This is a genomic window from Bacillus cereus group sp. BceL291, assembly GCF_051776705.1.
Lineage (GTDB): Bacteria > Bacillota > Bacilli > Bacillales > Bacillaceae_G > Bacillus_A > Bacillus_A cereus.
Window position 1 is genome coordinate 54,318 of the sequence record NZ_JBPWAP010000003.1, and the last position, 22,198, is coordinate 76,515.

Here is a 22,198-nt window from a genome sequence, read left to right on the forward strand (position 1 = left end):
CTTTCATATGTCAAATTTGGCATACGAAAGTGTAGGACTCTTTGTGCACAGGCACAAAGAGTTTTTTTATTGCAAAGATTTAAACTGAAGGAGGATGTAACAATGGAACAAAAGCCAGTGTTAGACGTTAATGAAGTACCGAAACCGGGAAAATGGTTATTTTTAAGTATACAACATTTGTTCGCGATGTTTGGATCAACAGTGCTTGTTCCGTTTTTAACAGGATTGAATCCATCAGTAGCATTAATATCAAGTGGATTAGGAACGTTAGCGTTCCTTCTTATAACGAAAGGTCAAGTACCTGCCTATCTAGGATCATCATTCGCCTTTATCGCACCGATTATAACAGCGAAAACGGCAGGTGGACCGGGAGCAGCAATGCTTGGTGGTTTGCTAGCAGGACTTGTGTACATCTTAATCTCACTCGGAATTAAGAAATCAGGATCAGAGTGGATTATGAAATTACTACCACCAATCGTAGTTGGTCCAGTAGTAATGGTAATCGGTCTAGCTTTAGCACATACAGCAGTTAACATGGCGATGAACGGTGCGGATGGCAAATATAGCTTTACACACTTTTCAGTAGCATTAGTAACATTAGCAATTACAATTATATGCTCGATATTTGGAAAAGGATTTTTCAGTATAATACCAGTGTTACTTGGCATTATCGGCGGATATATCTTCGCTTACTTCCAAGGGCTAGTAGACTTAAAGCCGGTAGCTGAGGCAAAATGGTTTGTTGTACCAGATTTCACAGTACCATTTGTAACATATACACCAGAGTTTTCATGGAAGATTGTACTCTTGATGGTACCAGTTGCACTAGTAACAATATCAGAACATATCGGACATCAAATTGTTCTTGGAAATGTTATTAAAAGAGATTTAATTGAAAAACCAGGTTTACACCGTTCAATCTTCGGTGACGGAGTAGCAACATTAATTGCGTCACTAATCGGTGGGCCACCGAATACAACGTATGGTGAAAACATCGGTGTGCTAGCAATTACGAGAGCATACAGTGTATACTTATTCATCGGTTCAGCAGTATTCGCAATCATGTTCGGGTTTATCGGTAAGATTTCTGCACTGATTCATTCGATCCCAACACCAGTTATGGGTGGTGTATCAATCTTACTATTCGGTGTAATCGCATCAAGCGGATTACGCATGATGGTAGATGATAAAACAGATTTAAGTGACAAACGAAACTTAATGATTGCATCAGTAATATTAGTAATCGGTATTGGTGGAGCGGTACTTCACGTAGGAGAATCATTCCAAGTAGAAGGAATGGCACTAGCAGCAATTGTAGGTGTACTGTTAAATCTACTACTACCGGAAACGAAACAAATAAAACAATCTAAGCAGATTGCTTCATAATAATAACCTTTTAATTCAGTCCTGTGAGACCGGAAAGGGTGGCTTCTTTCTTGCACCCTAGTCTCACATGACTAGGGTATTTTTATGCAAAGGTTGTTATAAAAATTCAAAAGTGGTAACATAAAAATCAGAAAGATGAGGGATGACGATGAGCCATTTGTTAACGATGAGTGAATTATCGGAAGTAGAAATTTCAGAAATCCTAAAAGATGCAGAAGATTTTGCGAATGGAAAAGAGAGCAAAACGACAGAGCAAACTTTTGTTGCGAACTTGTTCTTTGAGAATAGTACGAGAACGAGATTTAGCTTTGAAGTTGCTGAGAAGAGATTAGGACTTGATGTTTTAAACTTTTCAGCTGATGCATCTAGCGTACAAAAAGGAGAAACTTTATACGATACGATAAGAACACTAGAATCAATCGGAACAAAAGCAGTGGTCATCCGCCACGAGCAAGATCGCTACTTCGATGAACTAAAAGATCAGGTGAATATTCCAATCTTAAACGCTGGAGATGGATGCGGAAACCACCCAACGCAGTGCCTACTCGATCTTCTTACAATTAAACAAGAGTTTGGAAGATTTGAAGGTTTGAAGATTGCAATAGTAGGAGATGTTCGTCATAGCCGAGTAGCACGTTCTAATGCAGAAGCATTAACGAAGCTTGGTGCAACAATTTACTTTGCAAGTCCAGAAGAGTGGAAAGATGAAGACAACACATTTGGAACATACAAACCATTAGATGAACTTGTTCCAGAAGTTGATGTAATGATGTTACTCCGTGTACAACATGAGCGTCATGATCATTATGAAACAGACATTATGAAAGAATATCATGAGAAACACGGATTAACAGTAGAAAGAGAAAAGCGTATGAAAGAAGGAAGCATTATTATGCATCCAGCTCCTGTAAACCGTGATGTTGAAATTGCAAGTGAACTTGTTGAGTGTGAGCGTTCACGCATATTTAAACAAATGGAAAATGGAGTTTACGTAAGAATGGCTGTACTAAAACGCGCCTTACCAAATGTATTAGGAGGAATGAAACATGAATTATTTGTTTAAAAATGGTCGTTATATGAATGAAGAAGGAAAAATCGTAGCAACGGATCTTCTCGTACAAGACGGTAAAATCGCTAAGGTAGCAGAAAATATTACGGCAGATAATGCTGAAGTAATCGATGTGAACGGAAAGTTAATCGCACCTGGATTAGTAGATGTACACGTACATCTTCGTGAACCAGGTGGTGAACATAAAGAAACAATTGAAACAGGTACACTAGCAGCGGCAAAAGGTGGATTCACTACAATTTGCGCAATGCCAAATACACGCCCGGTACCAGATTGCAGAGAACATATGGAAGACTTGCAAAAACGTATTGAAGAAAAAGCTCATGTTAACGTACTACCATACGGAGCAATTACAGTACGTCAAGCTGGTTCTGAAATGACAGATTTCGAAACATTAAAAGAACTTGGAGCATTTGCTTTCACAGATGACGGCGTAGGCGTACAAGATGCGAGCATGATGTTAGCGGCTATGAAACGTGCAGCAAAATTAGATATGGCAGTAGTTGCGCACTGTGAAGAGAATACGCTTATTAATAAAGGTTGTGTACATGAAGGGAAGTTTTCTGAGAAACACGCATTAAACGGTATCCCATCAGTATGTGAATCTGTACATATTGCAAGGGATATACTGCTTGCTGAAGCAGCAGATTGCCACTATCACGTATGTCATGTAAGTACGAAAGGTTCGGTACGTGTAATCCGTGATGCGAAACGCGCTGGAATTAAAGTAACAGCAGAAGTAACACCGCATCACCTAGTGTTATGTGAAGATGATATCCCATCAGCTGATCCTAACTTTAAAATGAACCCACCGCTTCGTGGAAAAGAAGACCATGCAGCATTAATTGAAGGTTTATTAGATGGAACGATCGATATGATTGCAACTGACCATGCACCGCATACAGCGGAAGAGAAAGCACAAGGAATTGAAAGAGCACCGTTTGGAATTACTGGTTTTGAAACAGCATTCCCGCTTCTATACACAAACCTTGCGAAAAAGGGAGTTATTACGCTAGAACAGTTAATTCAATTCTTAACAGAAAAGCCAGCTGATACATTCGGCTTAGAAGCAGGTCGCCTAAAAGAAGGTAGAGCAGCTGATATTACAATCATTGATTTAGAACAAGAAGAAGAGATTGACCCAACAACATTCTTATCAAAAGGAAAAAATACACCATTCGCAGGTTGGAAATGCCAAGGATGGCCGGTAATGACAATCGTTGGTGGTAAGATCGCATGGCAAAAGGAGAGTGCATTAGTATGAAAAGACAACTTATCTTAGAAGATGGAACAGTATTAATTGGAACAGGTTTCGGAGGCGAAATCGAAAAGTCAGGTGAGGTTGTATTTACAACAGGAATGACTGGATATCAAGAAACATTATCTGATCCATCATATTGCGGTCAAATCGTAACATTCACGTACCCATTAATCGGAAACTACGGCATTAACCGTGACGATTTTGAATCCATTCACCCATCTGTAAATGGTTTAATCGTAAACGAAATTTGTGATCATCCATCAAACTTCCGTAATGAAATTTCGTTAAATGATTACTTGAAAGAAAGAAATATCCCAGGATTAGCAGGGATTGATACGAGAAAATTAACGAGAAAAATTCGTCAATACGGTACATTACGCGGACGCCTTTGTAATATGGATGCAGATGTAGAGTACATTGTAAGTCAATTAAAAGCGACAGTATTTACAGATCATGTAAAACGCGTATCAACGAAAGATCCATACCCAAGCCCAGGTCGTGGTCACCGAGTTGTACTAGTAGACTTCGGTATGAAACATGGTATTTTACGAGAATTAAATAAGCGTGACTGTGATGTAATTGTAGTTCCTTACAACACAACAGCAGAAGAAATTTTACGCCTTAGCCCAGATGGAATTATGTTAAGTAATGGACCTGGAGATCCGAAAGATGTATCAGAAGCAATTGAAATGTTAAAAGACATTATCGGTAAAGTTCCTTTATTCGGAATTTGCCTAGGACATCAATTGTTCGCTCTAGCATCAGGTGCAAATACAAGTAAGTTGAAATTTGGTCACCGTGGTTTAAACCATCCAGTAAAAAATCTTGCAACTGGAAAAGTAGCAATTACATCTCAAAATCACGGATACGCAGTAGAAGAAGAATCAGTTGAAAATACAGATCTTGAAATTACACATGTTGCTTTAAACGATGGAACGGTAGAAGGTCTTCGTCATAAGAAGTTCCCAGCATTTACAGTACAATACCATCCAGAAGCTTCAGCGGGACCAGAAGATGCAAATGATTTATTCGAAGATTTCTTAACAATGATTGAAAACTTCAAGAAAGAAGGGGAAGAGTTATGCCAAAACGCCTAGACATTAACACAATTTTAGTAATCGGATCAGGACCAATTGTAATTGGGCAAGCAGCGGAGTTTGACTACTCTGGTACACAAGCTTGTCAATCTCTTAAAGAGGAAGGTTACAAAGTAATCCTTGTTAACTCTAACCCAGCAACAATTATGACGGATACTGCAACAGCAGATAAAGTATACATCGAGCCATTAACATTAGAATTCGTAAGCCGTATTATTCGTAAAGAACGTCCTGATGCAATCCTACCAACATTAGGTGGTCAAACAGGTTTAAACATGGCTGTTGAACTTGCAAAATCAGGCGTACTTGACGAGTGCGGAGTTGAAATTTTAGGAACAAAATTATCAGCAATCGAGCAAGCGGAAGATCGTGATTTATTCCGTACATTAATGCAAGATTTAAATGAACCAACACCACCAAGTGAAATTATTCATAACCTTGATGAAGCATATGGATTTGTAAATGAAATTGGTTATCCAGTAATCGTTCGACCAGCGTTCACATTAGGAGGAACGGGCGGGGGAATTTGCCATAACGAAGAAGAGCTAATTGAAATCGTAACAAGTGGTTTAAAACATAGTCCAGTAACACAATGTTTATTAGAGAAAAGTATTGCTGGCTGTAAGGAAATTGAATATGAAGTAATGCGTGATTCAAATGATAACGCGATTGTAGTATGTAACATGGAAAACATCGATCCAGTTGGTGTTCACACAGGTGATTCGATTGTAGTAGCACCGAGCCAAACGCTAAGCGACCGTGAATATCAAATGTTACGTAACACTTCATTACGAATTATTCGTGCACTAGGAATTGAAGGTGGATGTAACGTTCAGCTTGCGCTTGATCCATATAGCTTCCAATACTATGTAATCGAAGTAAATCCACGTGTAAGTCGTTCATCTGCACTAGCATCTAAAGCAACTGGATATCCAATTGCGAAATTAGCAGCAAAAATTGCAGTCGGCTTAACGTTAGATGAAATTGTAAACCCAGTAACACAAAAAACTTACGCTTGCTTCGAGCCAGCGTTAGACTATGTTGTTTCAAAAATTCCACGTTGGCCGTTTGATAAGTTTGAATCAGCGAACAGAACGCTTGGAACACAAATGAAAGCAACTGGTGAAGTTATGTCAATCGGACGTAACTTAGAAGAATCATTACTAAAAGCAGTTCGTTCTTTAGAGCTTGGCATTTATCACTTAGAATTAGACCACTTAAAAGAACTTGATAAAGAAACGATGAAAAAACGTATCATTAAAGCGGATGATGAACGACTGTTTATTGTAGCAGAAGCAATTCGCCAAGGTGTAACGAAAGAAGAAATCAATGAATGGTGTGAAATGGACTTCTTCTTCTTACAAAAAGTTGAAAACATCGTAAATATGGAATGTGAAGTAAAAGCGAATGTAGGAAATATAGAAGTACTACAAACTGCAAAAGAAATGGGCTTCAGCGATCACTACATTGCAGCAGCTTGGAACAAAACGGAGCGTGAAATTTACGATATGCGTAAAGAAAATAATATGATGCCAGTATTCAAAATGGTAGATACTTGTGCGGCAGAGTTTGAATCTGCAACGCCATATTACTACAGCACATATGCGGACGAAAATGAATCGATTGTAACAGATCGTAAGAGTGTAGTAGTTCTAGGATCTGGTCCGATCCGAATTGGTCAAGGTGTTGAGTTTGATTACGCAACAGTTCACTCAGTATGGGCAATTAAAGAAGCTGGATATGAAGCAATTATCATTAACAACAACCCAGAAACAGTTTCAACAGACTTCAGTATTTCTGACAAATTATACTTTGAACCATTAACGATTGAAGATGTAATGCACATTATCGATTTAGAAAAACCAGAAGGTGTTATCGTTCAGTTCGGTGGACAAACGGCAATTAACTTAGCAGCGAAACTAGAAGAACACGGTGTGAAAATTTTAGGAACATCACTTGAAGACTTAGACCGTGCAGAAGATCGTGATAAATTCGAAGCTGCTTTAACAAAACTTGGCATCCCGCAACCAGTTGGTAAAACAGCAACGACTGTAGAACAAGCGGTAGCAATCGCAGAAGAAATTGGTTACCCAGTATTAGTAAGACCATCTTACGTACTAGGTGGACGTGCAATGGAAATCGTATATCGTCAAGAAGAACTGCTGCACTACATGAAAAATGCAGTTAAAGTTCATGCAGATCACCCAGTATTAATCGACCGTTACATGGTTGGTAAAGAAATTGAAGTAGATGCAATTTCGGATGGTGAGAATGTATTCATTCCAGGTATTATGGAACATATTGAACGCGCTGGAGTTCACTCTGGTGACTCAATTGGAGTATATCCACCACAAAGTTTATCTGAAAAACTAAAAGAACAAATCATTGAACATACAATTGCACTTGGAAAAGGATTAAACATTGTTGGATTACTAAATATCCAGTTTGTAGTATTCAAAGATCAAGTGTACGTAATTGAAGTAAATCCACGTGCAAGCCGTACAGTACCGTTCTTAAGTAAAATTACAGGCGTACCGATGGCGAATGTTGCAACGAAAGTTATTTTAGGGCAAGACCTAGTAGAGCAAGGATACGGAACTGGCTATCACCCAGAAGAGAAAGAAGTATATGTAAAAGCTCCGGTATTCTCATTCGCGAAACTACGCTCAGTTGATACAACATTAGGACCTGAAATGAAATCAACAGGGGAAGTAATGGGTAAAGACTTAACGCTTGAAAAAGCATTATATAAAGGATTAGTTGCTTCTGGAATTAACATCCCAACGCACGGCTCAGTAATCATTACTGTAGCTGATAAAGATAAAGAAGAAGCGATGGAAATTGCAAAACGTTTCCACGAAATCGGCTATAACTTATTAGCAACAGCTGGAACAGCACAATCATTAGAAGAGCAAAATATCCCAGTACAAGTTGTAAACAAAATTGATTCTGAAGACTACAACTTACTAGATATTATCCGTCAAGGAAAAGCACAGTTTGTAATTAACACATTAACAAAAGGTAAACAACCAGCGCGTGATGGTTTCCGCATTCGCCGTGAATCAGTAGAAAATGGTGTGGCTTGCTTAACATCACTTGATACAACGAGAGCAATCTTACGAGTATTAGAATCTATGACATTCTCAGCTCATTCAATGAAAGAAATTACGCAAACAAAGCGTCACGAGGTGGTACATGCATGATGCAAAAGCAAAATATGATCGTCGTTAATCAAAAAGAAATCGCAAAAAATATTTACGAATTAGTGCTTCAAGGAACGTTAGTACAGCAAATGAACGAACCAGGGCAGTTTGTACACATTAAGGTAGCAGAGGGCATTGCGCCCCTTCTGCGCCGCCCAATTAGTATTTGTAATGTAGATCAAGAGAAGAACGAATTTACAATGCTATATCGTGCCGAAGGACAAGGGACAAAAACATTAGCAACTAGAAAACAAGGTGAAATGGTAGATGTACTAGGACCATTAGGACACGGTTTTCCTGTAGAAGAAGCAGAAGCTGGTCAAACAGCTTTACTAGTAGGCGGGGGAATTGGTGTACCACCACTTTATGAATTATCACAGCGCCTCGTTGCAAAAGGTGTACGTGTTATTCACATCTTAGGCTTTCAAACGAAAGATGTAGTTTTCTATGAAGAAAAATTTGCAGAACTTGGTGATACGTACGTTGCAACAGTAGACGGTACACACGGTACAAAAGGATTTGTCACAGATGTAATTGATAATTACGGAATTGACTTTGATATTCTTTATTCATGTGGTCCGTTAGCGATGCTTCGTGCATTAGAAGGACGTTACAAAGAGAAAAAAGCCTATATTTCATTAGAAGAACGTATGGGCTGTGGTATTGGAGCTTGTTTCGCATGTGTATGCCACTTACAAGAAGATCCAAGTGGACATTCTTACAAGAAGGTGTGTAGCGACGGACCAGTATTTCCAATCGGGGAGGTTGTACTATGAACAGATTGCAAGTTGAATTACCAGGATTATCATTAAAAAATCCAATTATACCGGCATCTGGATGCTTTGGGTTTGGTCGTGAATATGCACAGTTTTACGATTTAAGTGTACTAGGATCAATCATGATTAAAGCGACGACAGAACAACCACGTTATGGAAATCCGACGCCTCGTGTTGCTGAAACACCAGGCGGCATGCTAAATGCAATCGGACTTCAAAACCCGGGATTAGACAAAGTAATGAATTCGGAATTACCATGGTTAGAACAATTTGACCTTCCAATTATTGCGAACGTTGCAGGCTCACAAGCTGAGGATTACGTAGCGGTTGCGAAGGAAATTTCTAAAGCGCCTAATGTCCATGCACTCGAATTAAATATTTCTTGTCCGAACGTAAAAACAGGTGGTATCGCCTTTGGTACAAATCCTGAAATTGCTGCTGATTTAACGAAGCGAGTAAAAGAGGTTTCTGAAGTACCTGTATACGTGAAGTTGTCACCGAACGTGGCAAACATTGTGGAAATTGCAAAAGCGATTGAAAATGCAGGTGCAGATGGTTTAACGATGATTAATACATTGCTTGGTATGCGTCTAGATTTAAAAACAGCTAAACCAATTTTAGCAAACCGTACAGGTGGATTATCAGGTCCTGCGATTAAGCCAGTAGCAATTCGTATGGTACATGAAGTAAGCCAAGCGGTAAACATTCCGATTATCGGAATGGGTGGTATTGAGACAGCGGAAGATGTAATTGAATTCTTCTATGCTGGCGCAAGCGCAGTTGCAGTAGGTACAGCGAACTTTATTGATCCGTTCGTATGTCCGACAATTATTGAAGAGTTACCAGCATTACTAGATGAATTAGGATTTGATCACATTTCGGAATGTCAAGGAAGGAGCTGGAAGCAAACATGTCACAGTCGTTAATCGTTGCATTAGATTTTCCAGGGAAACAAGATGTAGAACAATTCTTGCGCCACTTTGAAGGGGAAGAGTTATTTGTCAAAGTTGGTATGGAGTTATTTTACAAAGAAGGCCCTGCGATTATTACGTACTTAAAAGAAAAAGGGCATAAGATCTTTCTAGATTTAAAACTTCATGATATTCCAAATACGGTAAAAAGCGCTATGCGTAGCCTAGCTAGTCTAGATGTTGATATGGTAAATGTTCATGCTGCTGGGGGAAGCAGTATGATGAAAGCTGCGATTGAGGGATTAGAGGAAGGTAAGCAAGAAGGAAAAGAGAGACCGATTTGTATTGCAGTTACACAACTAACAAGCACTTCGGAAGCTATGATGAAAAAAGAGATCGGCATTGAGAAAACGTTAGAAGAAGCGGTTGCTCATTATGCAAAACTAACGAAAGAAAGTGGACTTGATGGCGTTGTTTGTTCAACACTTGAAGTTCCAAAATTACGTGAAGTATGCGGAAATGAATTTGTAACGGTAACACCGGGGATTCGTCTTGCAAGCGATGATGTAAATGACCAAGTGCGCGTAGCGACACCGAAACGTGCGAGGGAACTTGGCTCAAGCTACATTGTAGTTGGACGTAGTATTACAAAAGCAGAAAATCCGCTTGAAGCGTATAAAACAGTAAAACAACAGTGGGAAGGTGTAACAGTATGAAAAAAGAAATCGCATCGCATTTATTAGAAATTGGAGCAGTATTTTTACAACCGAATGATCCATTCACTTGGTCTTCAGGTATGAAATCGCCAATTTATTGTGATAACCGTTTAACTTTATCTTATCCAAAAGTACGTCAAGCGATTGCAGCTGGATTAGAAGAGTTAATTAAAGAGCACTTCCCAACTGTAGAAATTATTGCAGGAACTGCAACTGCTGGTATTGCGCACGCTGCATGGGTAAGCGATCGTATGGATTTACCAATGTGCTACGTACGTAGTAAAGCAAAAGGTCACGGTAAAGGGAACCAAATCGAAGGAAAAGCTGAAAAAGGTCAAAAAGTCGTAGTAGTAGAAGACTTAATTTCAACTGGCGGTAGTGCAATTACATGTGTAGAAGCACTTCGCGAAGCTGGATGTGAAGTATTAGGGATCGTATCAATCTTCACATACGAGCTTGAAGCAGGAAAAGAAAAACTAGAAGCAGCTAACGTAGCATCATATTCTTTAAGTGATTACAGTACATTAACTGAAGTTGCAGCAGAAAAAGGTATGATTGGACAAGCTGAAACGAAGAAATTACAAGAGTGGCGTAAAAATCCAGCTAACGAAGCTTGGATCACAGCGTAACACGAAAAAAGACGACCGCGGGGGAACGCGGTCGTTTTTTATATCATTGTTAAAACTTCAAGTAAAGTTCCATCAATATCAAAGAAAATCATATTACAATCTCCTTAACTACTTAGCGCTTTCTGCAAGCTCATATCCTCTTAAAAACAATAAAGTCATATAAGAAACAATAAATGAGAAGATGCTGTACATGCCAACCCAAAAGAAAAATTTTGGAGTAAAGGCGATAACACCTATTATTAAAAAACTAGCAAACGTTACAATCGGCATTACGTAATACGTTTTCGTCTTGCGCGTTCCAATAACAGAAACGATAAAGATAAGTAATGGACAAATTAATAAGACGAAAATCAATTCATTCATAGGTATGTCCCCTTTTCTAATTGCAGTAATCTGTTTCTCGTAAACGTTTTGAAATAATTACTCTCCTAATATAATTTCGCTAAGTAATAACGAATCCCTCTTGAAAACTGATAATTCATGATGAATTTTACAAGCAAAAAACGTAAGCAAGAGAACACTTGCTTACGTTATAGGATAAACATCGCAACGATCGTGGTGACAATTAAACCGATAACAACCGGTAAAAAGTTTCGGCGTGCAAGTTCAAATGGATCGACTTTACAAATCGCAGCAGCAGGAATAAGTGCCCAAGGAATTAACGTCCCGCCCCCGGTCCATATAGCTGCAATTTGCCCGAGTGCTGTTAATGTAGCTGTTCCATGGCCAAGTGCTGTTCCAAAAAGATTGGCAATGGAACCAGCAAGTGATATACCTGAAAAACCTGATCCATCTAAGCCGGTAATGACACCAACGATGGTTAATGTCCCTGCCGATACATATTGATTTAAAGGAACAGTTTGAGATAAAGCGATGCCTAAGTCGTTAATGATTCCGTGTGAACCTTTCGGTAAATAGTCCCCGATAATTTTTACAAATCCACTATCTCCTAAATAAAAGAGTGCAGCGATAGGAATAACTGGTCCGAAAATTTTAAAGCCAAATTGGAGCCCTTCTATGAAATAATCGGTCGTTTTATTCAGTCCATTTCCTTTGTAGGCGATGAGGGAAATGATGATAATCATAATAACAGTCGTTCCGCCGATAAGTGCAGTTGCGTCGCTTCCTTGTAATTTAAATTGAATCATGCAAAGGATATCAATGATATATATGATAGGGATACAAATAGCGAGCCATTTTTTTATGCGAGAAGATAATGAAGTGAGCGTTTTAGAAGACTCAGTTGATGGAATAGCTTCTTGTATAGATAAGCCTGTATGAAACTCTTTTCGTAAGAAGAAAAAAGCGACAGAAGTTGTCACAATGCCCATAACGATAACGAGTGGAACACTTGCAGATACGATGCTGGAAACAGGGAGACCAGCCGCGTCTGCAGTTAATTTCGGTGCACCTTGAATAACGAAGTCTCCAGATAAGGCGATGCCGTGTCCAAATAAGTTCATAGCAATTGCAACCCCAATTGGAGGAAGGCCGACACGTACAGCAACCGGTAATAAAATAGCTCCCATTAAGGCGACAGCTGGAGAAGGCCAAAAGAAGAAAGAAATGGTCATCATTAAAAGGCCGATAATCCAGTAGGCGAGTGTAGGTGTACGAATCATTTTTGTAAATGGTGAAATCATCGTATCATTTATGCCAGTATGAACGAGTAAATTGCTCATTGATACGATAATGGAGATGATTAATATAGTTGGTAATAGCTCAGTAATGGCGTAAATGAAACTTTGAAAAATTCCGCTAATGGCAAGAGGGATAGAACTTGTTGCAGTTAATGCTAATAAAAAGATAAAAACGATACAAATGATAGTCGTATCTTTTCGGAGAATAAAAAAGGTAATAATAGTGAGTAAACAAATAATGTAGAGAGCGTGTAATAGCGTTAATTCAACTCCCATAACATTCACATCCTTTAGGCATTCGTGTAGTGTATTGTATGAAAGCAGTGAAAGTATGTGAGTATAGGAAAAAGAAAAAATGAAATTTCATGTACTGTAATGGTAAGAAAGATAAATGGATGTTACAATACAAATAATCCTAAAAATGGAATTTAAGGAGAACTTATGCGCAAAAAAATTGGGTTTTGGGGATTTACCATATCTTGTAGTCTATTAATCACTTTAAATTTGTTTACAAACAATGAATGGATCAGTATCATACCTGTTTTCGGCTTTGTTTTTATACTGTTATATAACTGGGATGATATGAAACAATATAGTAAGAAAAGTATCGGAATTATGATAGGTGTCATTGTTGTTTGCTCATTTTTCGTAGGGTTTATTTTAATAGAAGGGCAGAAACAAATAGAGAAAACGTCTATTTTTCAAGAATGGATGTCGTCTGCAAAAGGTCTTTATATTGTAATTATAGCTGTTATTTTTCTAAGAATTATTATAAGCATAGCAAGTTACGTATTAAAGGAGAAGTAGAATGGGGGAGTACGAATGAGAGAGAAAATAGGATATTATGGTGTGCTCGTTTGTTTACTATTATCAGTTATTTCAGGACAATTCCTTAACAGTGACTGGGTACCAGCTATATTATGTATAGGAGTATTGATTTTTGCATCTATGTATCGTTGGAATGAATGGAAAGCATATAGCCGAAAAAAGAAATTTGTTTTCAGTATCGAGTTTGTCATTATTATTAGCACAATTCCGTTTTTTCTATTGAAAGGAAATGAGATAATAGATGGAATTGTAATGTTTCAAGGGTGGTTATTTATTGCGAAAATGCTGTATTTAATATGTATATTAATGTCGGTAGTGGTAATCGTTAAAAAAGTAAACGAAAAGTTATTCGTTAATGAATAAAAGAAAATGCCACCTTATTCGGTGGCATTTTTTTCTATGATTTCAACAAGGAATAACAATTAGTTCCCGATTTGATTTTGTAATAACTTCATAGCCTTCTTTTGTAATGACGATATCGTCTTCAATTCTACAACCGCCCCAGTTCGGTATGTAAATGCCCGGCTCAACTGTAACAACCATACCTTCTTGTAAAGTTACCTTACTTTCTTGGGATAGGCGAAGCGGTTCATGTATTTCTAACCCAAGACCGTGCCCAGTAGAGTGGCCAAAGTATTGACCGTATCCATGTTCTGTAATGTAATCCCTCGTTATATCATCGATACTTTTCGCAGTTTCTCCAGGCTTAATCGCTTCAGTCCCACGTTTTAACGCTTCTCGTACAACATTGTATATTTTTTTGAATTCTTCCGATGGTTCCCCTATTGCTACAGTACGTGTTATATCGGAACAATATCCGTCGTAAAGTGCACCGAAGTCTAATGTAACGATATCCCCTCGTTCGATTATTTTATTTGATGCAACTCCATGGGGAAGTGAAGAACGAACGCCTGAGGCTACAATGATTTGGAATGAAGAAGATGTAGCCCCTTTTTTTCGCATGAAAAATTCTAATTCATCTCGTACAGCATTTTCACTTATTCCTGGTTTTAGAAACGTAAGAATGTGGTGAAATGCTTCGTCCGCGATATTAGCTGCAATTTTCATTGTTTCTATTTCAGGCGTGTCTTTAATGATACGAATATTTTCGATAATTTCGCACACTTGAATCATTTCCGCCTGTACGTATTTTTGCAAGTTTTTATATTGTTGCAATGTCATGTTGTTTTCTTCAATTCCAAGTTTTTGAATGTTTAATTTCGATACTTGATGTGCAATTTCTTTTTCTAAATTTCCTTTATGCATAATAATTTCAGCATCTTTTATTTGTGATTTCGCTTGATCTACATAGCGGAAATCAGTGATAAAAACAGCTTGATCGGCAGAGATTAAGACGACGCCAGCACTACCTGTAAAGCCTGTTGCATATTGGCGGTTTTCTTTTTTGGTAATAAGTAACCCGTCAATTTCATAGTTTTGTAATTGATTTTGGATTTTATTAATTTTTAAAGTCATGTTAATTCCTCCTATTCACAGTATTGAATAAAGCAAATAGCGTGCCAAAATGTATATTTGAAGAAAGGATAGTAGGGACAACATATATTTTAGGGGAGATAAAAAAATAGCCCGTAATTTGTGGGAGGCGGTTTGTTCATAAAATCTAGATTGCTTCAATGAATAGCAGGGGGATGGGGAAAAATAATGATTGGAGTTACACTTGTACTTTATTTACATGCTGTAAAAAATTTTATACAAATGTGAAATGATACTGTCAATTTTTTTGACAATATTGAATGAATATAGCAACGAAATTGAAAACATATAAAAAATGCGCTGCATACAAGCAACGCATTTTTTATTTACGCTTTTAATTTCATTACAATATCAGCATCTGGTGTTACATATACGGTTTGCTGATTGTCGTACGTAACAAAACCAAGTTTTGCACCACTCGGTTTTTTGACATGGCGTATTTTGGTGAAATCAACAGGTACAGAGCTAGACTCTTTCGCTTTACTGTAATAGGCAGCAATTTTGGCAGCTTCTAGTAAAGTTTCTTCAGCAGGCTCTAAAGAACGAATGACAACGTGAGAGCCAGGTATGTCTTTCGTATGTAACCAAATTTCATCACGGCGGGCAAACTTCGTTGTTAAATAATCATTTTGTTTATTGTTTTTACCAACGAAAATCTCTGTGCCATCACTTGCTACATATTTATCTAATACTGGTTTAGTAGGCTTTTTCTTTGCGTTTTTCGTTTTGCGATTGCGCACATAACCTTCTTCAGCTAATTCCTCACGAATTTCTTCAATATCTTTTGAAGAAGCAGCTTCCATTTGTTGAAGTAAGCTATCAAAATAAAGAATTTCTTCATTTGTTTTTTCGATTTGTTCTTCTACAACAACAACTGAATTTTTTGCTTTTTGATACTTTTGGAAATAGCGTTGTGCATTTTCAGATGGTGTTTTTAAAGGATCTAATGTAATTTTTACAGTTCCACCATTCTCATCGTAATAATTAACGACCTCAATATCTTTATCGCCCTTTTTTAAAGCGTACATATTGGCTGTAAGTAGCTCTCCAAATAGTTGATATTTATCTGCTTTTCCAGCATCTTGCAGTGTTTTTTCGAGTTTAATGAGTTTTTTCTCGTTTTTATTTTTTTCGTTTTGCATAAAGCGTTCTAAATCATGAGCTTGTTGTTTTACACGATCACGTTCTGCTTTGCCAAAGAAGAAACGATCTAACAATTCGCTCACTGATGAGAATGTTTTTTCTTCTCCTTGCAAGTGTGTAAGAGGGAAAAGATAAAAGAATTCTTTTCCATTTGCAGTAATCATTGTAGGTGTATATGCATGAGATAGTAATGGTGTTTGTATAGAGAAAAATGCTTCTGATAATGCTTTCTCGTTTGCCATACCGGCTTTCTTTACTACTTCTTTTGCAAATAATGGGGATATTCCCATGAAAGCACCGACGAGTTGTTTATCCATATTTCCAGATAGAAAGTCTAGCGGTCTAATAAAATCATCTGCGGTTTCAATTTGCAGAGGATTGATTTTATGTTGGGCTGGTGGCGCGACGTACTCAGCACCAGCATATACAGTTCGGTGACGGTTTACTGCTAATGAAACGTGTTTTAAGCTATCTAAAATCACGTTTGTTTTCGTATCTAATAAGATAATGTTACTATGTCGTCCCATTATTTCAATTACTAATGTTTTTAATGATTCGTCTCCGATTTCATTACGACTGCGAACTGTAATTTGAATAATGCGTTCTAAGTTGATTTGTTCAATTTTTTCAATAAATCCACCTTCTAAATGTTTGCGAAGAAGCATACAGAACATCGGCGGTATTGCTGGCGAATCGTAGTTTTGATTCGTTAAGTGCATACGCGCATATGTAGGATGAGATGAAAGAATTAGTTTTTGGTTCTTTCCATTCGCTCGAATATGTAATAAAATCTCGTATTTTGAAGGTTGATATATTTTGGAAATTCTTCCTGTGTAAAGAGAATTTTCAATTTCATGTGTAATCGCTCTTGTAAATAATCCATCGAATGCCATAAATGAACACTCCTTTCTAACTAAATGTTAATTATAGCATTTTTTTGGACGAGGCTGAATAAGCTTTCAATAGAGTATGTCTGGAATCAGGAGGTCGATAGCAGGATGAACTGGTATGGAATGCGAGCACATGAAGTGGAAGAAAGAACGAATACGAATGTAAAGGTTGGACTTACAGAGAAAGAAGCAGAAGGGCGAGTAAAGAAATTTGGTACTAATGAATTAGAAGAAGCAAAAAGGCCTTCTGCACTAATGGTATTTTTAGCACAGTTTAAAGATTTCATGGTACTCGTTTTGTTTGGAGCAACAATTGTTTCTGCGTTTTTAGGTGAATACATTGATTCTATTGCTATTGTTGCCATTGTTATTATCAATGGTATTCTCGGCTTTTTTCAAGAAAGAAAAGCTGAAAAATCATTGGAAGCTTTAAAGGAACTAGCCGCTCCACAAGTTACTGTAATGCGGAATGGAAAGTGGGTAAAAGCACCATCTAAAGCACTTGTTTTAGGAGATATTATTAAGTTTTCCAGTGGTGATCGTATTGGGGCTGATGTGCGTCTTGTTGAGGCATCAAGTTTATATATTGAAGAGTCTGCTTTGACAGGGGAGTCCGTACCTGTACAAAAGAAGGTAGAAGCATTGCAAGGGCAAGATGTTGCAATTGGGGATCAAAAAAATATGGCTTTTATGGGGACAATGATTACGCGAGGATCTGGTACAGGAGTTGTTGTAGCAACTGGTATGAATACAGCGATGGGGCAAATTGCAAATATGTTGCAAAATGCAGAGCAAATGGAAACGCCACTGCAAAGAAGGTTAGAACAGCTCGGAAAAATATTAATTATTGTAGCTCTTATTTTGACAGCGCTCGTTGTATTGGCTGGTGTGTATCAAGGGAATGAAGTATATCATATGTTTTTAGCTGGCGTATCGCTAGCTGTTGCGGCTATTCCAGAAGGATTGCCAGCAATTGTTACAGTAGCTTTATCACTTGGTGTACAGCGTATGATAAAAAAGAGAGCAATTGTAAGGAAGTTACCGGCCGTAGAAACGTTAGGCTGCGCTTCTGTTATATGCTCTGATAAAACGGGAACAATGACGCAAAACAAAATGATGGTAACACATATGTGGTCAGGCGGAGAATTGTGGAAAGTGACAGGGCAAGGATATGAACCTAATGGCTCTTTTATGAAAGGTGAAAAAGAAGTGAATCCAGCTAAGACAAAATCACTTTATCAGCTACTTACATTTGGTTCACTATGTAACAATGCAAATATTATTCAAAAGAAAAAGGCGTACGTATTAGATGGAGATCCGACAGAGGGAGCGCTTGTAGCTGCAGCAATGAAAGCTGGGATAACACGTGAGGCATTAAAAGGGAAATTTGAAATTATTCGTGAATTCCCCTTTGATTCAACTCGAAAAATGATGAGTGTTATTGTACGAGATCGAGAGGGGAAAAAGTTTATTGTTACGAAAGGAGCACCGGATGTTCTTTTGCAACTGAGTCAAACAATCTTATGGGGGGATAAGCAGCAGCCGTTAAGTGAGCTATATAGAAAAGAAGTACAGGCGGCTATTCATAGCTTAGGTAGTCAAGCGCTTCGAACAATTGCAGTTGCGTTTAAACCTTTAAAAGTCACGGATTCTATTGAACATGAAAGAGACGTTGAAAAAGATTTTATGTTGGTTGGAATACAAGGTATGATTGACCCGCCAAGGCCAGAAGTGGCGCAGGCGGTAAAAGAGTGTAAAGAAGCTGGTATTCGAACAGTAATGATTACAGGTGATCATAAAGTGACAGCAATGGCGATTGCTGAACAATTAGGAGTTTTACCACCAGATGGACGCGTTGTTGAAGGAGTAGAACTCGCGAATATGGATGTGGAGGAATTAGAAAATGTTGTAGAAGATACGTATGTATTCGCTCGTGTATCACCTGAGCATAAATTGAAAATTGTTAAGGCACTGCAAAATCAAGGACATATAGTAGCGATGACAGGTGATGGAGTGAACGATGCTCCAGCGATAAAAACAGCGGATATTGGGATAGCGATGGGAATTACAGGGACAGATGTTGCGAAAGAAGCCTCTTCACTTGTTTTACTAGACGATAATTTTGCTACAATTAAATCAGCAATTAAAGAAGGAAGAAATATATATGAGAACATACGTAAGTTCATTCGCTACTTATTGGCGTCAAATGTTGGAGAAATTTTAGTTATGTTATTTGCGATGTTACTTGCATTACCACTGCCGATGGTTCCTATTCAAATTTTATGGGTGAACTTAGTTACTGATGGTTTACCAGCGATGGCATTAGGTTTGGATAAGGCTGAAGGAGATGTGATGAAGAGAACACCGCGTCACCCGAAAGAAGGGGTATTCGCTAGAGGGCTTGCGTGGAAAATAATAAGTCGAGGGTTTTTAATTGGAGCAGTGACGTTAGTGGCGTTTATTATTGCGTATAACCAACATCCAAATGAACTGAAATATGCACAAACTGTAGCGTTCGCGACGTTGGTACTTGCTCAGCTTATTCATGTATTTGATTGTCGTAGTGAGCATTCTGTCTTTCACCGTAATCCATTTGGGAACGTGTATTTAGTAGGGGCGGTTATTATTTCGTTACTACTCATGCTAGTGGTTATATATTATCCACCGTTACAACCAATCTTTAGCACAATGCCGATACAAGCAAGAGATTGGTTATTAATTGGAGGTTTGTCATCAATTCCGACTTTCTTACTAGTAGGTTCTTTATTAACAGGGAAAAAGGCTAAGAAGAAAAAGCCGATATTATATAAGAAGGGATTAAACTTGAAATAGTCAATGTTATGAAAATGTGATATAATTTACAGAAGGTAGTAGAGCCTTGTCTCTATTACCTTTTTCATTGAGTTATTTTATGGCTTGGATGTGATAAAAATGATTTCTAGTATGACAGGGTTTGGAAGATCGAAAGTAGAAAGTGATACTTTTCAAATTACAGTAGAAATGAAATCGGTGAACCACCGTTTTTTAGAGATGAGTATTCGACTTCCTAAGCAAATGATGGTATTTGAGGACAAAATTCGTAAAATAATTGCACAGCAAGTTCGACGTGGACGCATTGAAGTGTCTATTAGTATAGCGGGTGAAGGACTTGTTGAAAGAAAATTAAGTGTGAATTGGTCACTTCTTGAGCAGTACCAATCGATGATGGAAGATATAAAAGGGAAATTTCAATTACAAGATTCTATTACACTTCAGCAATTAATGGCAATGCCAGAAGTAACAGCAATTGAAGAAATAGAAAATGTAAATGAGCATTTTGAGAACAGTTTATATGAGGCTGTTCGTCAAGCTGCTCATATGTTGAAAACGATGAGAGATGGCGAAGGAGAACGATTACATAAAGATATAGCGTATCGTTTACAAGAGATTAGCAATTGTGTAAATGCAATTATTCCACATGCACCAATTGTTACACAAAAATATCGTGAACGATTAGAAAATCGCTTAAAAGAATTACATAATCAAGATCTAGATGAACAAAGATTGCTAACAGAAGTCGCAATCTTTGCAGAGCGTTGTGATATTCATGAAGAGTTAGTTCGTTTGCAAAGTCATTTAGAGCAATTTCGTGAAACATTGCAGATTGAAGAGCCTGTTGGAAGGAAAATGGATTTCATCGTGCAAGAGATGCATAGAGAAATTAATACGATTGGTTCTAAGGCAAATGACTTAACAATTTCAAAATATGTTGTAGAAATGAAAAATAACCTTGAAAAAATTCGTGAACAAGTACAAAATATTGAGTAGCTTTCAAAAAATATATAAAGTTATACGTGGTGGAGAAATCGGATAGACTTACTAGGAGGCGCAAACTATGGCCATGCGGTTTTTAAATATTGGATACGGAAATATTGTATCTGCTCATCGAATTATTGCTATTGTAAGTCCGGAGTCAGCTCCTATTAAACGAACAGTACAGGAAGCACGCGAACATAATGCTTTGCTTGATGCTACGTATGGGAGAAAAACAAGGGCGGTTATTGTTATGGATGATGGGCATGTTGTATTAAGTCCAATTCAACCAGAGACGATTGCACATCGTTTGAATAATAAAGAAGATTTAAGTGAGGAAGGGTAGGTTTTACATATTTATGAGAAGTAGAAGAGGATTGCTCATCGTTCTTTCAGGGCCTTCTGGGGTTGGAAAAGGGACGGTTCGTAAAGAGCTGTTTAGCCATGAGGATACACGTTTTCAGTACTCTATTTCAGTAACGACACGTAAGCCGCGTGAAGGTGAAGTAGATGGTGTGGATTATTTCTTTAAAGAAAGAGAAGAATTCGAGGAAATGATTCGTAATGAAAAATTACTTGAGTGGGCTGAGTTCGTAGGTAATTATTACGGAACACCGATTGACTATGTTGAAAAAACATTACAAGAAGGAAAAGATGTATTCTTAGAAATTGAAGTGCAAGGAGCAATTCAAGTTAAGAAAGCTTTCCCAGAAGGTGTATTTATTTTCTTAGCACCTCCAAGTTTATCTGAACTAAAGAGCCGTATTGTCGGACGTGGTACAGAGACTGAAGATGTTATTGAAAATCGTTTAACTGTAGCGAAAGAAGAAATCGAGATGATGGACGCTTACGACTATGTAGTAGAAAACGATCAAGTTGAATTAGCTTGTGATAGAATTAAAGCAATTGTGGTTGGCGAACATTGCCGCCGCGAAAGGGTAGCAAAATATTATAAAGAAATGACGGAGGGTCTATAATTATGTTAAATCCATCAATTGACTCATTACTACAAAAAATCGATTCTAAGTACACATTAGTAACAGTAGCTGCAAAACGCGCGCGTGAAATGCAACTTGCTAATAACTGTGTTGTAGAAAAACCTGTTTCTCATAAATGTGTAGGTAAAGCATTAGAAGAAATCGATGCAGAAGCATTAAGCTACGTACCAAGTGAAGATAAAGTAGCTGAATAAGCCTTTGCCTTCGACAAAATAAAACATAGACTTTATAATTTTCTATGTAACGGTAACAACCTATTTACAAGTAGGTTGTTATTTTTTTACGAAAGGAATGAAATATTGGTACTGACGAGCTGAGGATTCTATTTCAGTATTATAAGTTTGAAAAAGAAAGAGGACGAGTCA

The 22,198-nt window shown here is 37.7% G+C and carries 20 protein-coding genes; 16 read left to right on the forward strand and 4 right to left on the reverse strand.

Annotated elements, in window-relative coordinates:
- Positions 1 to 102: 102 nt before the first annotated feature.
- The 9 genes from uraA (at position 103) to pyrE (ending at position 11,048) form a co-directional block, all read left to right on the forward strand.
- The gene (uraA, locus tag ACS2CR_RS03685) at positions 103 to 1,386 is read left to right on the forward strand and encodes a uracil permease (protein ID WP_000435926.1); all 1,284 of its coding nucleotides are present in this window, start codon (positions 103 to 105) and stop codon (positions 1,384 to 1,386) included.
- A gap of 148 nt (positions 1,387 to 1,534) precedes the next feature.
- The gene (gene pyrB / locus ACS2CR_RS03690) at positions 1,535 to 2,449 is read left to right on the forward strand and encodes an aspartate carbamoyltransferase (protein ID WP_000018849.1); all 915 of its coding nucleotides are present in this window, start codon (positions 1,535 to 1,537) and stop codon (positions 2,447 to 2,449) included.
- Entirely contained in the window at positions 2,433 to 3,719 is a 1,287-nt protein-coding gene (gene pyrC, locus ACS2CR_RS03695) for a dihydroorotase (protein WP_053512457.1), read from the forward strand. The genes pyrB and pyrC overlap by 17 nt, the downstream gene beginning before the upstream one ends.
- The gene (locus ACS2CR_RS03700) at positions 3,716 to 4,813 is read left to right on the forward strand and encodes a carbamoyl phosphate synthase small subunit (RefSeq protein WP_000828684.1); all 1,098 of its coding nucleotides are present in this window, start codon (positions 3,716 to 3,718) and stop codon (positions 4,811 to 4,813) included. Before pyrC ends, ACS2CR_RS03700 begins: the two co-directional genes overlap by 4 nt.
- Positions 4,798 to 8,016 carry a carbamoyl-phosphate synthase large subunit gene (gene carB, locus ACS2CR_RS03705; RefSeq protein WP_001126096.1) on the forward strand — a complete coding sequence of 1,073 codons (3,219 nt, stop codon included), beginning with the start codon at positions 4,798 to 4,800 and terminating at the stop codon, positions 8,014 to 8,016. Before ACS2CR_RS03700 ends, carB begins: the two co-directional genes overlap by 16 nt.
- Positions 8,013 to 8,792, forward strand: a complete 780-nt coding sequence (pyrK, locus tag ACS2CR_RS03710) for a dihydroorotate oxidase B electron transfer subunit (protein ID WP_000983359.1) — start codon at positions 8,013 to 8,015, stop codon at positions 8,790 to 8,792. The genes carB and pyrK overlap by 4 nt, the downstream gene beginning before the upstream one ends.
- Complete coding sequence (pyrD, locus tag ACS2CR_RS03715) at positions 8,789 to 9,718, forward strand: dihydroorotate oxidase B catalytic subunit (protein WP_001081049.1); 930 nt, start codon at positions 8,789 to 8,791, stop codon at positions 9,716 to 9,718. Before pyrK ends, pyrD begins: the two co-directional genes overlap by 4 nt.
- Complete coding sequence (gene pyrF / locus ACS2CR_RS03720; protein ID WP_000083496.1) at positions 9,703 to 10,419, forward strand: orotidine-5'-phosphate decarboxylase; 717 nt, start codon at positions 9,703 to 9,705, stop codon at positions 10,417 to 10,419. The genes pyrD and pyrF overlap by 16 nt, the downstream gene beginning before the upstream one ends.
- Positions 10,416 to 11,048 carry an orotate phosphoribosyltransferase gene (gene pyrE, locus ACS2CR_RS03725; RefSeq protein WP_000711441.1) on the forward strand — a complete coding sequence of 211 codons (633 nt, stop codon included), beginning with the start codon at positions 10,416 to 10,418 and terminating at the stop codon, positions 11,046 to 11,048. Before pyrF ends, pyrE begins: the two co-directional genes overlap by 4 nt.
- Positions 11,049 to 11,156: 108 nt before the next feature.
- On the opposite strand, the gene ACS2CR_RS03730 is transcribed toward pyrE, so the two are convergent.
- Together ACS2CR_RS03730 and ACS2CR_RS03735 are read right to left on the reverse strand one after the other, a co-directional pair.
- A complete protein-coding gene (locus ACS2CR_RS03730; protein ID WP_001003932.1) occupies positions 11,157 to 11,411 on the reverse strand; it encodes a YbeF family protein in 255 nt (84 codons plus the stop codon).
- Positions 11,412 to 11,578: 167 nt separating this feature from the next.
- Positions 11,579 to 12,964 carry a hypothetical protein gene (locus ACS2CR_RS03735; RefSeq protein ID WP_000537865.1) on the reverse strand — a complete coding sequence of 462 codons (1,386 nt, stop codon included), beginning with the start codon at positions 12,962 to 12,964 and terminating at the stop codon, positions 11,579 to 11,581.
- A gap of 165 nt (positions 12,965 to 13,129) precedes the next feature.
- Between ACS2CR_RS03735 and ACS2CR_RS03740 the strand changes: the two genes are divergently transcribed.
- A complete protein-coding gene (locus ACS2CR_RS03740; protein WP_001227565.1) occupies positions 13,130 to 13,495 on the forward strand; it encodes a YoqO family protein in 366 nt (121 codons plus the stop codon).
- Between the two features lie 15 nt (positions 13,496 to 13,510).
- The gene (locus ACS2CR_RS03745) at positions 13,511 to 13,879 is read left to right on the forward strand and encodes a YoqO family protein (RefSeq protein WP_001208270.1); all 369 of its coding nucleotides are present in this window, start codon (positions 13,511 to 13,513) and stop codon (positions 13,877 to 13,879) included.
- Between the two features lie 42 nt (positions 13,880 to 13,921).
- Here the strand turns inward: ACS2CR_RS03745 and ACS2CR_RS03750 are convergent, their stop codons facing one another.
- The gene (locus ACS2CR_RS03750; protein ID WP_000172803.1) at positions 13,922 to 14,992 is read right to left on the reverse strand and encodes a M24 family metallopeptidase; all 1,071 of its coding nucleotides are present in this window, start codon (positions 14,990 to 14,992) and stop codon (positions 13,922 to 13,924) included.
- A gap of 344 nt (positions 14,993 to 15,336) precedes the next feature.
- Complete coding sequence (locus ACS2CR_RS03755) at positions 15,337 to 17,046, reverse strand: Rqc2 family fibronectin-binding protein (RefSeq protein ID WP_053512435.1); 1,710 nt, start codon at positions 17,044 to 17,046, stop codon at positions 15,337 to 15,339.
- Positions 17,047 to 17,151: 105 nt separating this feature from the next.
- On the opposite strand from ACS2CR_RS03755, the gene ACS2CR_RS03760 reads away from it, so the two are divergent.
- The 5 genes from ACS2CR_RS03760 to rpoZ all read left to right on the forward strand — a co-directional run bounded on the left by ACS2CR_RS03760 (position 17,152) and on the right by rpoZ (position 22,027).
- Complete coding sequence (locus ACS2CR_RS03760; protein WP_001104775.1) at positions 17,152 to 19,875, forward strand: calcium-translocating P-type ATPase, SERCA-type; 2,724 nt, start codon at positions 17,152 to 17,154, stop codon at positions 19,873 to 19,875.
- Between the two features lie 99 nt (positions 19,876 to 19,974).
- Positions 19,975 to 20,850 carry a YicC/YloC family endoribonuclease gene (locus tag ACS2CR_RS03765; protein WP_000625869.1) on the forward strand — a complete coding sequence of 292 codons (876 nt, stop codon included), beginning with the start codon at positions 19,975 to 19,977 and terminating at the stop codon, positions 20,848 to 20,850.
- A 67-nt stretch (positions 20,851 to 20,917) separates the two neighbouring features.
- Entirely contained in the window at positions 20,918 to 21,181 is a 264-nt protein-coding gene (gene remA / locus ACS2CR_RS03770; protein ID WP_001251456.1) for an extracellular matrix/biofilm regulator RemA, read from the forward strand.
- 13 nt (positions 21,182 to 21,194) lie between these two features.
- Entirely contained in the window at positions 21,195 to 21,812 is a 618-nt protein-coding gene (gmk, locus tag ACS2CR_RS03775; RefSeq protein WP_001257741.1) for a guanylate kinase, read from the forward strand.
- A gap of 2 nt (positions 21,813 to 21,814) precedes the next feature.
- On the forward strand, positions 21,815 to 22,027 hold the full coding sequence (rpoZ, locus tag ACS2CR_RS03780) for a DNA-directed RNA polymerase subunit omega (protein WP_000933960.1): 213 nt from the start codon (positions 21,815 to 21,817) through the stop codon (positions 22,025 to 22,027).
- Positions 22,028 to 22,198 lie beyond the last annotated feature (171 nt).